This window comes from Bradyrhizobium sp. 26S5 (assembly GCF_036923295.1).
Taxonomy (GTDB): Bacteria; Pseudomonadota; Alphaproteobacteria; order Rhizobiales; family Xanthobacteraceae; genus Bradyrhizobium; species Bradyrhizobium septentrionale.
This window is the reverse complement of the sequence record NZ_CP145948.1, coordinates 6695456-6709387: the sequence shown is the minus strand read 5'-3', so window position 1 is coordinate 6709387 and position 13932 is coordinate 6695456. Positions and strand designations below refer to the sequence as shown.

Below are 13932 nucleotides of genomic sequence, written 5' to 3'. Positions count from 1 at the left end.
CGGCACAAGCCGCCCGAACAGCCGATAAATCGGATGCCAGCGGGGGCACCGTCTCGATTCCGATCGAGACGCGGAGCCAGACCTCCGCGGCGGATGGCGTGGTCCGCCCCGTCCAGCTTCCCAAGGGCGCTTCCGCGATCAGCGAGACTTATGGAGACTGGATCGTCAAATGCCTGCTCGACGGCGGTGCAAAGCTGTGCACCCTCGGTCAGACACAGCTCTCCAAGGAGACCAATCAGCAAATCTTCGCCATCGAACTGATTCCCAGCGACGGAAAGGCGGAAGGCAACATATTGATGCCGTTTGGGCTGAAGCTCGACACCGGGGCCGTCGTCAAGCTTGACGGCAAGGATCTGGAGCAGACGCGCTTCTCCACGTGCACCGCGCAAGGGTGTTTGCTTCCGGTATCATTTCCAACAGTGGTTACCGACACCATGAGCAAGGCCAAGACGCTCACCGTTGCCGCGCAGAACATCAACGGCGGGCAGGCTGTCGCCTTCAACGTCCCCCTCAACGGCTTCGGCGGGGCGCTGGAGCGCACCATTCAGCTCGGGAGCTGATCGACATGCGCGCCGCGCAAAGGCGCAGCTACAGCAGTCCCCGATAGATCCCCGGCGCGGAGCCTTCGATGGCCACCGCGCCGACGGCTTTCGAATAGAATTCCGCCGGGCCGACGCCACCGATGATGGCGTAGCCGAAGCCCTGGTGTTTCATGTCCTCGAGACAGGCGAACAGCAGCGCCTTGCCGATTCCGCCCTGCTGCGCCTTGGGCGCGACACCGGTCGGACCGAAGAAGTTGCGACAGGCCGCGTCGTGGCAGGCGAATCCCACGATCTTCTTCTGCTGGATCGCGATGAAGCAGGAGACCGGTTGGCAGCTGAACGCGACCTCGGTTTCGCTGGCCCATGCCTCGCTGAATGTCTCCCGCACCCAGGCCACGACCTTGTGCTTTTCGGGGGCAAGCGCACGGCGCATCACAATTCCGGCCTTAAGCAATCGATCGTAGGCGGGCTGGGAATCGGGCAAGGCATAGAGCTTGACGAGCATGTCCATCCGGCGACCTTAGTTGAAAACGCGCCCCGCAGGCAAATCACGCGAGGACGGCGGGCGGGTTGGCGATGGCGTAACCGGTCCTGCGACAAATCAACCCGACGGGCAAATCGGCGCTTCCGTCGTCGGGCAACTCAGTGGTCCAATTCCGCCCGTCTCACCCGATCGAGGGGCGCTTCGCGGTCGTCACGAACGCGGTGTGAGATGCGGTGGACGTCGATTGTGCAACTGACGAGTGCGCATGACGCGGACGGTGAAGTCGTGTGGTCCTGACGCCCTAGCGGCCGGTGTCCCCTTGTAAGACGCAATTACGTCTTGCGAAGGCGGTGACAAACAAGCCCAGTCTCGCCGGGGAGAGCACGAAGTAAGCCGTAACCCATCGCGCAGGGAAAGCCGGATTGTTCGGTTACACCTGTGGTCCTACCCCCGAGCTTTCACCCTTTGCTCGGGGCCCATGGGTGCGATCGGCACCCGGCTTTCCCTGCGCCCTCTGCAAGTGAGAGGGCGAAACGAAGAGCAAGACTCGGGCAATTCATGTCGCGAGAACGCGAAGTTGTGTCCCCACCCACACTGTCATCGCCCGGCTCGACCGGCGATCCAGTACGCCTCGGCTCCTCGGCTCAAGCACTGGCGTCTCTGGAATACTGGATCACCCGCATGCGCTGGTGATGACACCAAGCTGTTTGACAGTCAAATCAGGCCAATACCGTCATCCTGAAGAGCGCGCTCTTGCGCGCGTCTCGAAGGATGCACGGCCACCAGCGGGGCCGCACATCCTTCGAGGCTCGCTCCGCTCGCGCCTCCAGCGACAAAGGCGAAGCCTTTGCGCGGGGATGACGGTGATGGAGCTATATCCAGGCGGTGACGGACGATCCTTCCGCCCCCTAAAGATACCAGGCCAGCACGGCCTTGAGCCGGGCGCTCTCGATCACCGGCAGCGCGACCACGTGGTTCATACCGGAGGCGCGCGCCAGTGCGGCCGCAATCGATTGATCCTGCTTCAGATGTTCGGTGAGCGCGGGCATGCCGGTTGCCCATACGCCGCCGATAGAGCCTTCGCCGCGGCCGATCGTCTTTGCCGCGTAGAGCGTGGCGAGGTCGGACTGCTCGCTGCAATCGCCGGTGTGGAACACCAGCGCCGACCGCTCTTCGTTCGGCACCCAGATCTCGAACCGGCGTGCGATCGGCGTCGCCTGGGCCGACAGGAATGTCACCACCCAGGTCTGGTCGCCGGTCGTGTAGGGGATGCCGACACCGCAATTGATGCCGATCTCGGATGCGTCCTCCCAGCGCAGGAATCCCTTGGCATTGTGCAGGTCCTTGATGATCAGCGGCATGCCGGCCTTCCAGGTCCGGCCGGGCAGGCCGAAGCCGCGCGGGAATTTGGTGTGGCGCGAGTTGAACTCGAACATGTCGGCGGTGCCGTAGTAACCGTCGACCAGCGCCATTTCGTGGGATCTGTCCGGATCGTTGTGCCAGAGCTCGATCGCGCCGACATGCTTCCTGTCGTCACCGCACAGCAGCACCATCACCGCCATCAGGAATTCGCCGGCGAACACCGGAAGCGCGACGCCGCAGGTCAGGCCGGCTTCGCGCGCCTCGTCGGTTCGCTTGAAATAGGAATTGGCGAATTCGGTCAGGATGACCGGATGGCCGCTCGCCCAGGCCTTGCCGGGAAGGCCCTCGTCATAGGCGAACAGTGCGTTCTCGCTGACCGCGTTGAACTCCGTGAACTCGCCGCTGTGGAGGCTGCCGCCGAACTCCAGCCGCGTCCGGGTTTTATCGGGCACCCACAGTTCAACAACGCGAATGAAGGTTTTCATCGCACGCACCTGCCGTCTCGCCGAGGGCTAGCATCGGCGATCTCGCGACAAAGCGTGCGCTCAAATAGCGGGCAAGCGACGCCCAAAGTTGATGCGAAGGCGCGATTTCGCCTCAGTCCCGATACGACGGATCGACGCGATCGAGCTTTCGCAGCAAAGCGGGCCAGGCGAGCTCACCGTTGCGCGCGGCGCGGCCGGGCTTCGGCTGCATCCGCTCATAGGTGTCTTCGAGGATGTTTCGCGGCGGATAGATCAGCTTGGTGTTGCAGGACAGCGCCATCACCTGGGTCTGGCAGGCGCGCTCGAGCCGGAACAGCACGTTGAAGGCGGCGGGCACGGTGCGGCCGACGACCAAGAGGCCATGATTGCGCAGGATCATCGCCTCGTTGTCGCCGAGGTCGCGGACCAGACGTTCGCGCTCGTCGACATTGTCGGCGATGCCTTCGAAATCGTGATAGGCGATGTGCAGGAAGCGCATCGAGGTCTGCGCGAGCGGCAGCAGGCCGCATTCCATCGCGGAGACGGCCATGCCAGCCGGGGTGTGGGTGTGCGCGACGCAATCCATGTCGTGCCTGGCCATGTGGATGGCGCTGTGAATGACGAAGCCGGCGACGTTGACGTCATAATCGGTGGCGTTGAGCAGCGTGTTGCCCTCGACATCGACCTTGATCAGGCTGGAGGCGTCGATCTCCTCATACAGCATGCCGTAGGCGTTGATCAGGAACTGGTCGGTGGTGCCCGGCACGCGGCAGGAGATGTGGTTCGCGATCATCTCGGTCATGCCGTACATCGCCGTCAGCCGATAGCAGGCGGCAAGATCGACACGGGCCTGCCACTCCTCGGCGCTCACCTGCTCGCGAACCGATTTGACGACCTTGATCGCGGGCGAGCTGACGGGGGGATTCATGGCGTTCTCTCCTTGAGACATCTGCGGGGCCGAGGCCCGATTGTTGGCGTGGACCATAGCAGAATCGGCGCGGCGGCAAGCTGTGGCGCGTCTGCGTATTTGCAGGGCTGGCGGGCAAAAACCGAATGCGGCATTGGCGCGCCGCGCCTTCGATGTCAGGATACGGAAAAACAGCCGAGGCGCACAAAATGAGCGAACGCAAGATACGTATCGCCGTCCTGCATTTCTCCCACGAAACCGTCTCGTTCCTGCCGAACGAGACCACGCTCGACGACTTCATCTATCCGGGCTCGCCGGCGAGCGGCGAGGCGCTGCTGCAGTTCGATCCCAGGAACTACATGGGCGGCTTCGTGCAGGTGGCGCGCGAGTTCTCCGAGGTCGAGCTGGTCGGCATCGAATCCCCGCTCTGGCCGAAGACCGGTACCGGATCGGGCTGGATCACCGAGGGCGCCTATCGCACCTTCGTCGGCAAGATGATGGCCGGACTGAAGGAGGAGGGGCCGTTCGACGGCGTCTATCTGTGTCTGCACGGCGCCATGGCCGTGCATGGCGTGCCGCGGCCGGAGGCCGATCTGGCGCGGCAGGTGCGCGAGGTAGTCGGCCGCTCTGCCTTCATCGCGGCAACTTTCGACCTTCACGGCAATGAGGACGAGGCGTTCCTCGAACAGGCAGATATGGCGTTCACTGTGAAATATTTCCCGCACTATGACGCCCATCTGCAGGGCGAGCGGACCGCGCGCGTGCTGGTGCGGGCGATCCGCGGTGACTACAAGCCAACGCATCGGACCATCAAGGTTCCTGTGATCTCGCCCACCGTGCTGCAATGGACCGGGGCGCGGCCGTGGATGGATCTGGTGCAGCGCGCGCTGGTCTGGGAGGCCCGCGAGGTCGACGTCTACGTCAACATCTTCTTCGGCTTCCCATTCGCCGACGTTCCCGACGTCGGCATGACCGTGCAGGTCCTGACCAACGACAATCCAAAACTCGCCGAACAGGTCGCGCGCGACCTCGCCGGCACGATCTGGCGGCTGCGTGAGGCGCTGCTGCAATCGACCAAGCTGCACAGCATCACCGAGGGCGTCACACTGGCCAAGCAGGCCGTCGCTGACGGCAACACGCCGGTGGTGCTGGCCGATCACAGCGACCGCTCGGGATCGGCCACCTGGCTGCTGCGCGAGATCATCGCGCAGGACCTCGCCAACACGGTGATCGCGACCATCGCGGATGGCAGGGCGACTGCAGCGCTGAAGGCCGTCGGCGCCAAGGCCGGCGATGCCTTCGACATGGCGATCGGCGGCCGCGCCGACGAGTCGGCGGGCGAGCCGGTTCGTATTCAGGGGACGATTACCGCCGCCGGGGAAGGGTACGGGCAGTTCTGGGTCTGCGTGCGCTTCGGGCGCAACAATGTGCTGGTCCTCTCCACCTATCTGGTGCAGGTCATGGAGCCGTTCTCGCTGAAGACGCTGGTGCCCGACATTGGCTCGTTCGATGTGATGGCGATCAAGTCGCGGGTCCATTTCCGCCGCGGCTTCGACGACAACGGCTTTGCCAAGACGATCCTGCTGGTCGAGCCCGACGGGCCTTTCCTCGGCACGACGCGCCTCGACAAGTTGCCTTACAAGAACGTCGATCTTGCGCAGTTCTATCCCTACGGCAATCCGGCGTTCTCGGAGACGTCGTCATGACCGAGGGCCGCTATCGCCTGATCGGATCGACCGCGTCGCCCTATGCGATCAAGCTGCGCGCGCTGATGCGCTACCGGCGGATCGCGCACGACTGGGTGATCATGACCAAGGCCCTGCGCGCGGCGACCGCGCATTTGAAGCAAATGCTGATCCCGGTACTGCAATATCCCGACGGCAGCTATCGCGGCGAGACCACGACGCTCGCCTACGACCTCGAAGCGCGCCACCAGGGGCGTTCGGTGATCCCCGAGGACAAGGCCGTCGCGTTCGTCTGCGACCTGCTCGAGGACCTCGCCGACGAATGGGCGGTCAAGCCGCTGTTTCTCTATCGCTGGTGGGATCCGGAAGATCAGGCCTATGTGTCGCGCTGGGCCGGCGAGGAATGGTCGACATCGGACGCCGCGGCCGGCAGCCGCGAGGAGATCGAGCAGTTCCGGCAGCGGCAGATTTCGCGCATGGTCATTCTCGGCGCGACCGACGAGAACAGGCCGCTGCTGGAGGAGAGTTACCGCCGGACCCTCGCGGCGTTCGAGCCGCATGTCGGCATGACGAACTATCTGTTCGGCAGCCGGCCGTCGCTGGCGGATTTTGCCTGGTTCGGCCAGCTCAGCGAGATGGCAACCGATCCGACCCCGATGCGGATCATGCGCGAGCGGGCGCCGTTCACCGACCATTGGGTGCGGCGGCTCGATGACGCGTCCGGCGTCGAGGGCAAATGGTATCCGCGCGAGCAGGCGCTCGGTGGGTTCGCCGAGGCGTTGCTGCGGATCGCGGGCGAGCTCTATCTGCCGTTCCTGGCGGCCAATGCGGATGCATTCGCGAAAGGCCTCGAGCGGCTCGAGATCAACGTCTGGGGGCTGCCTTACGCGCTGGTGGCGTTCAAATATCAGGTCAAATGCCTGCAGCAGCTGCGCGAGAAGTTTGCCGCGCTCGATGCCGGCGATCGCGCTGCGTTGAGGCCCGTGCTGGAACGCACGGGATGCTGGGCCATCCTGGATGGAGGCTGATTGATCAGGAGGCGGCTTCCAAACACCCGGCACCTAGGTCCGGTGGTGCCTGCTCCCAAGCGCAACCGCGATCGACTCCGGCCGCTTGATCCGTTCGATCAGCATGTCGATGCGGTCGCCGCCCCAGAACAGCTCGCCGTTGAACACCATGCTGGGTACGCCGAACACGCCGAGCGTCTCGGCCTCGTCGATGATGCGATCATGCTCCGCGCGCGCAGGGCCGCGAACATAGGCTTCGAACGCCTCAGCGGAACCGCCGACCGCGGCAATCACGCCGGAGATCTCCGACAGCTCGTCGATCTCCAGCTCATGGTTCCAGAACCTCTGGAACACCGTGTCATGATAGGGCCGGAACAGCCCGTGACGCTGTGCGAACAGCATCCCGGCGCTGGCGTAGAACGCGTCATAGATCCGGCGCGGGCCCTTCATGGTGAGCCCCTGCGCGTTGGCGAACCGCCGCGCGTCCATATAGGCGTAGCGCACCTTGCGCCAGAAGTGCGGCGTGCGCGCCTCCACCGTGCCCATGAATTCAGGAATGCGCAGCGTGTAGGGCAGCCATTCCAATTCGACGCCGTAGGTCTCCTCAAGTTCGAACAGTCGCTTGTTGGCGACATAGGCGTAGGGAGACTTGTAGTCGGTGTAGATCCGTACAAGCGGCTTTTCCATCGGCGTTCCTCATCCCGTCACGACAATTGTTCCCGATCCACGGCGGTGGCGCAATGCGGGGTGACGAAGGGGAGATGGCAGGCAAACGAATGGGCCCCGGTGCATTCAAGCATCGCGGGGCCCTGCTACTTCGTTTTAGCGAAGGATCTCTGGTGTAGACCAGTGGTGATTCTGGACCTAAAAGCGCTTGGCCTTTGCGCTCTCGTCCTGCGGATATGTTCAGATTGTCGGCGGTACACGCGGCTAGCAGCTGCTGTTCGCCTCACGTGCACCGAGACCTTGCCGAGCAAGGTCGCTGGCTTTCGCCGGTGGCGTCATGCTCCTCTCCAAGGGTGGGCCGACGGACCTCTGTCCGCTTCTGCTGCCTGGCGGCCGATCCCATAATCGTCCGTCAATTCCTGCGACGCGGGGAGCAGGCGCTCCCGCACCCCAACAGGTGCAGTCAGCGAAATGCTGCGGCAGTTATGGTCGTCTGTCAAGTTAACGAGAGGGGTAATTCAGGTCAGGATTCCTGTCGCGACTTGGTCTGGCGATACTGCGTGAAATCCGGATCGTGCGTCATTTTCCAGTAGTCGACGAACCGCCACGGCATCGCAGAGAACACGCGGCCGCTTCTGTTGCGGTAGTAGGTCGTCATGCCCGGATGCGTCCAGATCAATTGCTCATGCTCGGCATCGACCTCGCGGATGTACCGATCATGCGCATCAGGATGCACGTCGATCGCAGCGATATCGTTCTCGATCATCTCGACGAGGCAGGCGGAGATATAGCGGCTCTGGCACTCCGACTGGAAGATCACGCTGCCGCCGTGCGCAGGTCCCGAATTGGGCCCGAGCATCAGGAAGAGGTTGGGGAAGTCAGGCACAGTGAGACCGAGATACGCGGTCGGATTGTCGTGGTCCCACACCTGCTTGAGAGTCTTGCCGTCGCGTCCCGTGATGTTGAGACGCGCCGCCATCTCGGAGACCTTGAAGCCGGTCGAGATCACGATGACGTCGTGCTGCCGCGACTTGCCGTCAGCCGTGACGATTCCTTCTGCAGCGAAATGGTTGATCTTGTCGGTGACGAGCTCGACATTCGGCCTGGTCAGGGTCTTGAACCAGTTGTTGTCGAGCAGGATTCGCTTGCCGTAAGGCGGATAGGTCGGCATGCACTTCTCGATCAGGTCAGGGCGATCCTTCAGCTCGGACAGGATGAAGTCGGCGAGTTCCTGGCGATGCCGGTCGTTGCCCTTGTTGACGGCACGGTCCGGATGCGGCCAGGCCGGATCCTTGCGCAGGAACGGCAGCAACCCGTCGCCGTAACGCCAGAACATGTTGAAGCGATACCACTGCACATAGAACGGCAGATGGGCGAGCAGCCACTGCGCGCCTTCGGTGATCGGATCGGAATAGCCCTTCACCGGCCGCGCCCACTGCGCGGTGCGCTGGTAGACAGTCACCGAGGCGACGCGGTCGGCGATCGAAGGCACCAGCTGCATCGCGGTGGCGCCGGTGCCGATCACGGCGACATGCTTGCCGTCAAGCTTGACGTCGTCGGACCACAGCGCCGAATGGACCTTCAGACCGGCAAAATCGTCGTCTCCCTCAAAGCGAGCGGGCAGGGGATCATTGAGTTGCCCGATCGCGCTGACCAGCGCGGTGGACTCGAACGTCTCCTCGCCGCTCGCAGTCTTCAGGGTCGAGATCCAGCGCCGCCTGGCTTCGTCCCAGTAGGAGGCAACGAGCTCGGTGCTGAGGCGGACGTGCTTGCGGATGTGGTATTCGCGCACGACCTTGAGCAGGTAGTCGAGCAATTCTTGGCGTTGCGCGAAATAGCGGGTCCACGGATTGCGCGCGCCGAACGAGAAGGAATAGGAGTGGTTCGGCGTATCGACGCCGCAGCCGGGGTAGCGGTTGACGTACCAGGTGCCGCCGATCTCGTCCTGCTTCTCGACGATCGTATAGGGAATGCCGAGCCGGCCGAGCGCAACGCCAAGCGCGATCGCGCACACGCCGGCACCGACGATCAGCACGTGCTGCTGCGCCAGCCGCCCGTCGGAGGGCCGCTCGCGCCAGCGCGCATCGCGCGGGGTGAAAGCCATTTCCTCGCGCATCAGCGGGGCGTATTCCGGTGCGACGTTCTCACCGAGCGTCGCGCGCATCATCCGCAGCATCAGCTCGTTGCCGGGATCGGTGATGACGGGCTTCGGCATGCCGTTCGCGAACAGGTTGAGGACGGCGGCGCGGATCTCGTCCTGGATTTCCTTCGGCACGCCGGCGTCCGGATCGGGGATCAGGCGGACGTCGCGCTTCGGCTTGTACGGCGGCTCGAGCCACTTCTCGTCGCCGGTCATGTGCACCAGCACCATCAGCAGCACGCGGATGTCGCCCTCGGCGATGGCGGAGGACAGATCGAGGTGTTTGCGCGAAAGCTCGATGTTCATGCGTTGTCCTCAGCTCGCCGGAGCGTCCGGCAGACCGCCATAGGCGGCCCAGGTGGTGCCCACGATGTAGCCGGCGTCGACCGGCAGATTGATGCCGGTCACGCCGCTGCTCTGCGGCGAGAGCAGCCAGGCGATCGCCTGCGCCACCTCGATCGGCTCGACCAGCCGGTTCATCGCGGTCGGGCGCGTCAGCAGGTCCCTGTTCAGGGCGCCCGACGCGATGCCGGCCTCGAGCGCGGCCGTGCGGGTGAAGCCGGGCGACACCGCGTTGACGCGGACGCCGGCGCGGCCCCATTCGGCGGCGAGCGTCTGCGTGATCTGGATGACGCCGGCCTTTGCCGCGGTATAGGCGTGGATCGGACCCGACGTCATGCCGGCCACCGAGGCGACGTTGACGATCGCGCCATGCCGCCGCTTCGCCATCGCGACGCCGACGCTGCGCGCGACCAGGAAGGTGCCGCGCAGGTCGATGTTCACCTCGCGGTCCCATTGCTCCATCCGCACCCGCTCGATCGTGTGCATCTTGCCGAACACGCCGGCCGCGTTGACGAGGCCGGTGATCGGGCCGTGCGCCTTCTCGATATCGGCAATGCCCGCGACCACGGCGGCTTCGCTCGCGACGTCGAACGGCGCCGGCCAAAGGATGGCCGCCGTTCCGGCCAGCGGCTCGGGCGCGATGTCGACGATGACGACGCGATGGCCCTGATCGGCAAGCAGCGTTGCGGTCGCCGCGCCGATGCCGCGGCTGCCGCCGGTGACGAGGATGGTGCCGTCGGCGCTCATGATTGTCTTCCCTTGTCGCTCGTGGTGAACAGGCCGCGCGTGACCAGCTTCTGGTAGGCAGTGATGACGTAATCGGGGACGGCGGTGACGCCCTGCTCGGAGTAGGAATAGCGGCGGCTGAGATAGCCGCGCGCGCCCATCAGCACCTGGACGATGGCCTCGAACTCGTCGTCGCTGAAATTGTTGGTGGCGCCCGCGGTACGCGCACGCTGCAGAATCCGCAGATAGGCGCTCGAGATGTTGTCGAAATGCTTCTGGTAGCCGATCGGCGCGAAGAACTCGGCCTCGTTGAGGATGCGCAGGAATTCCGGTACCTCGCGGATGAAATCGAAGAAGGCGCTGAAGCGCTCGATCTCCTGCCGGGCTGCGCTGGCGGTGCCGGTTCGCGCGCGGATGAAGCGGACCATGTCGAGGCCGATCTTCGGCAGCAACTGGTCTAGCAGCTCCTGGCGGTTCTCGAAATGATTGTAGAAGGTGCCCTGCGCGACACCGGCGGCTTCGGTGATGCGGGCGACCGAGGCTTCGGCGTAGCCGTATTTGCCGACGATCTTGGTCGCGGCGTCGAAGATCTTCTGCTTGGTCCAGGCGTTGCGCTCGACCCGGTTGAGCTTGGTGACTTTGGCGGATGTCGCTTGTGTCATGCGATGGCCTCGAGTTCGGCGCGGAGCACGCGTTTGAGCACCTTGCCGGATGGATTGCGCGGCAGGCTGTCGCGGATGATCAGCTGCCGCGGCACCTTGAAGCCGGCGAGCCGCGAACGGCAGAAGTCGGTGAGATCAGGCAGGTCGAGCTTCGCGCCATCGGCCAGCACCACGATGGCGACCGGCTTTTCGCCCCAGCGCGCGTCCGGCAGGCCGATCACTGCGACCTCGCGCACTTCAGGCATTTCGTAGATGACGCGCTCGACCTCGGAGGAGGCGATGTTCTCGCCGCCGGAGATGATCATGTCCTTCTTGCGGTCGGTCAGATAGAGGAAGCCATCCGCGTCGAGATAGCCGACGTCGCCGGTGCGGAACCAGTCGCCGAAGAAAGCGGATGCGGTCTTCTCGGGATCCTTCCAGTAGCCCTGCGTGACCTTCGGGCCGCGCAGGCAGATCTCGCCATTCTGCCCGGCGGGCAGGCGCTTGCCGGCATCGTCGCGGATCTCGATCTCGACATGGGCGATGGCGCGGCCGGTCGAACCGATCTTCTCGATCTCGCGGCCCGCGTCCATGAAAGTGTCGCCGCCGCAGCTTTCGGTGAGGCCGTAGGCATCGATGTAGCGCGCATTCCCAAAATAATCCGAGAAGGCGCGGATGCGCACTTCCGGCGTCTTCTCGCCGCCGCCGATCGCCCATTTCAGGCTGGAGACGTCGTAACGCTCGCGGTTCGGGCAGGTGAGGAGGGACGTGGTCATGACAGGCGCGAACCACGCCGCGTTCAGCCTCTCTCGCTCGATCGCGGCCAGTGCCGGCTCGGGCTCGAAGGTGCGGTGAATGCATAGCATGCCGCCGTGCCAAAGCACCGCAATGCCGGGCAGGTCGAGTGCGCCGACATGATAGAGCGGGCCGACGATGAGCAGCCGCGTGTCGGCGCTGAGCCCGAGCACCAGCGTCTGGTCGGCGGATTTCCAGTAGATGTTCTCGTAGGTGAGCATCACCCCCTTGGGACGATCCGTCGTGCCCGAGGTGTACATCAGCCGCATCAGGTCGCGCGGCTGGCGCACATGCATCGGCGCCAGTGCGATATCGGGCGCGAGATTAGTGATGCTGGCCTGCGCGCCTTCATCAAGCAAAACGACGGGCGCGTCGCCGGCTGCGATGGTGGCAAATTCCTCGTCGGCGACGAGCAGGCGCGCGCCGGAATTGCCGACGATGTAGCCGACCTCATCGGCCGACAGGCGAAAATTGATCGGCAGGAACACCGCGCCGATATGGCTGGTCGCGAACGCCAGCTCGAGAAAAGCCGAACTGTTCTTCATCAGGACCGCGACGACATCGCCGGGCGCGATCCCGCGCGCCGCGAGCCAGCCGCCGACCTGGCGGATGCGCAGATCAAAGTCGGCATAGGAGACATCTTCGCCGCGATATTTCAGCGCACAGCGGTCCGGAGTCCGCCTGGCATGAAATGCGATGAAGCTGGAAAGATTGATCATTTGCCGCCCGTCGGGCCGATTTCCGGCGCCGTTTCTCCTTAGATGAATTATGAGTCGTAATTCATCTTTGGCTTGACGTCACCCCCCTTGCTCTGAAAACATTGCGGTCACGGAGACGGAACGATCTCCGACAGGGATTTTGGGAACGCCAACACCCGACAGGGAGGGGAATATGAAGAGGACCCGGAAACCGGGCATCACCCGGCGCTCGACGCTTGCGTTGATGGGTGCCGGCGCGGCGAGCCTTGCCGCACCGTGGGTGGCGCGTGCCCAGGCCAAGACCATCAAGATCGGCATGCCGACCATTCTCTCGGGCCGCGTCGCGCAGCTTGGAACGTCTTCGCGCAATGCGGTGATGCTGGAGGTCGAGAAGGTCAATGCCGCCGGCGGGCTCGCCGGGCGGCAGATCGAGATGGTGATCCGCGATTCCAAGGGACAGCCGCAGGAAGCCGCCCGCATCGCGCGCGAGCTCGTCAACACCGACGGCTGCGAGATGCTGCTCGACGGCGAGGCGTCGTCAGGATCGTTCGCGGTTCATGAGGTGGCGCGCGATCTCGGCGTGCTCTGCATCCACACTTGCTCGGAAGCGTCGTCGCTGACCGCCGATCCCAAGCAGCACATCCCGAACGCCTTCCGTTGCGTGCGGCAGGGCATTCACGACTCGATCGTCGGCGCCGGCTACGCGGCAGGGATCGCCAAGGCCAAGGGCCTGAAGAAATGGGCGACCTGTTCGCCCGACTATGCCTATGGCCGCGATACCACCGGCGAGTTCGTGCTGTACCTGAAGAAGTTCGCACCTGACGCAGAGATCATCAGCGAATCCTGGCCGAAGCTGTTCCAGCCCGACTACACCGAGGTGGTGACCAAGATCCTGCAGGCGAAGCCGCAGGCGCTGTATTCCTGCCTGTGGGGCGGCGATCTCACCTCCTACATCGACCAGGCCAACATCTACGCGATGTTCACCCAGATGGAGGTGTTCGCGGTCAACATGGCCGATTACACCGCGCTCACCGTGGTGAAGAACCTGCCCAAGGGCATCCACTCCGGCGACCGCTACATCAAGACATTCCCGCCGACGCCGGAGAATGCGGCCTGGGGCGATGCCTACAAGGCGAAGTACAACGAATACCCGACCAACTGGTCCTGGCAGAATGCGACGGCGGTGATGTTCCTCAACGAGGCCGTCAAGAAGGTGAACTCGACCGATGGCAAGAAGGTCGCGGAGGCCCTCACCGGGCTTACCATCAAGTGCCCGTTCGGCGCCGACGGCACCGTCACCATGCGCGCCGACGACCACACGCTGGTCGGCTACGCGATCGGCTGGGGCACCACGATCCCGCAGGAGCCCTACGTGCCCGACGTGAAGGCCGGCGACTGGAAGACCATCTTCGAGCTCGAAGCCGAGTGGAAGAAGAGCAAGGGCTACACCTGATCCGCATGCGGGGCGGAGAC

12 protein-coding genes are annotated in these 13932 nt (G+C 64.2%); 4 read left to right on the top strand and 8 right to left on the bottom strand.

The annotated features are described in order from the left end of the window. Nucleotides 1-98 precede the first annotated feature (98 nt). Nucleotides 99-560 carry an invasion associated locus B family protein gene (locus tag V5279_RS31660; RefSeq protein ID WP_338691059.1) on the top strand — a complete coding sequence of 154 codons (462 nt, stop codon included), beginning with the start codon at nucleotides 99-101 and terminating at the stop codon, nucleotides 558-560. A 28-nt stretch (nucleotides 561-588) separates the two neighbouring features. Here V5279_RS31660 and V5279_RS31655 read toward each other — a convergent pair whose 3' ends face one another. From V5279_RS31655 to V5279_RS31645, 3 genes are all read right to left on the bottom strand, one after another. Further along, the gene (locus V5279_RS31655; RefSeq protein ID WP_166305435.1) at nucleotides 589-1053 is read right to left on the bottom strand and encodes a GNAT family N-acetyltransferase; all 465 of its coding nucleotides are present in this window, start codon (nucleotides 1051-1053) and stop codon (nucleotides 589-591) included. 881 nt (nucleotides 1054-1934) lie between these two features. Beyond that, nucleotides 1935-2873: a GAF domain-containing protein gene (locus V5279_RS31650; protein ID WP_166305438.1), complete on the bottom strand. Its 939-nt coding sequence runs from the start codon at nucleotides 2871-2873 to the stop codon at nucleotides 1935-1937. A 112-nt stretch (nucleotides 2874-2985) separates the two neighbouring features. Continuing rightward, nucleotides 2986-3780: a class II aldolase/adducin family protein gene (locus tag V5279_RS31645; RefSeq protein ID WP_338691058.1), complete on the bottom strand. Its 795-nt coding sequence runs from the start codon at nucleotides 3778-3780 to the stop codon at nucleotides 2986-2988. Nucleotides 3781-3968: 188 nt separating this feature from the next. Between V5279_RS31645 and V5279_RS31640 the strand changes: the two genes are divergently transcribed. Further along, nucleotides 3969-5465: a M81 family metallopeptidase gene (locus V5279_RS31640; RefSeq protein WP_338691057.1), complete on the top strand. Its 1497-nt coding sequence runs from the start codon at nucleotides 3969-3971 to the stop codon at nucleotides 5463-5465. Continuing rightward, nucleotides 5462-6472: a glutathione S-transferase N-terminal domain-containing protein gene (locus V5279_RS31635; protein WP_338691056.1), complete on the top strand. Its 1011-nt coding sequence runs from the start codon at nucleotides 5462-5464 to the stop codon at nucleotides 6470-6472. Before V5279_RS31640 ends, V5279_RS31635 begins: the two co-directional genes overlap by 4 nt. A 33-nt stretch (nucleotides 6473-6505) precedes the next feature. Here V5279_RS31635 and V5279_RS31630 read toward each other — a convergent pair whose 3' ends face one another. The 5 genes from V5279_RS31630 to V5279_RS31610 form a co-directional block, all read right to left on the bottom strand. Next, nucleotides 6506-7138, bottom strand: a complete 633-nt coding sequence (locus V5279_RS31630) for a 2-hydroxychromene-2-carboxylate isomerase (RefSeq protein ID WP_338691055.1) — start codon at nucleotides 7136-7138, stop codon at nucleotides 6506-6508. A 502-nt stretch (nucleotides 7139-7640) separates the two neighbouring features. After that, entirely contained in the window at nucleotides 7641-9563 is a 1923-nt protein-coding gene (locus V5279_RS31625) for an NAD(P)/FAD-dependent oxidoreductase (protein ID WP_338691054.1), read from the bottom strand. Nucleotides 9564-9572: 9 nt separating this feature from the next. Further along, nucleotides 9573-10346: an SDR family NAD(P)-dependent oxidoreductase gene (locus V5279_RS31620; RefSeq protein WP_338691053.1), complete on the bottom strand. Its 774-nt coding sequence runs from the start codon at nucleotides 10344-10346 to the stop codon at nucleotides 9573-9575. Further along, on the bottom strand, nucleotides 10343-10987 hold the full coding sequence (locus V5279_RS31615) for a TetR/AcrR family transcriptional regulator (protein WP_338691052.1): 645 nt from the start codon (nucleotides 10985-10987) through the stop codon (nucleotides 10343-10345). Before V5279_RS31615 ends, V5279_RS31620 begins: the two co-directional genes overlap by 4 nt. Then, a complete protein-coding gene (locus V5279_RS31610) occupies nucleotides 10984-12480 on the bottom strand; it encodes an AMP-binding protein (protein ID WP_338691051.1) in 1497 nt (498 codons plus the stop codon). Before V5279_RS31610 ends, V5279_RS31615 begins: the two co-directional genes overlap by 4 nt. Nucleotides 12481-12652: 172 nt before the next feature. On the opposite strand from V5279_RS31610, the gene V5279_RS31605 reads away from it, so the two are divergent. After that, complete coding sequence (locus V5279_RS31605; protein ID WP_338691050.1) at nucleotides 12653-13912, top strand: ABC transporter substrate-binding protein; 1260 nt, start codon at nucleotides 12653-12655, stop codon at nucleotides 13910-13912. The last annotated feature ends 20 nt before the right edge of the window (nucleotides 13913-13932 follow it).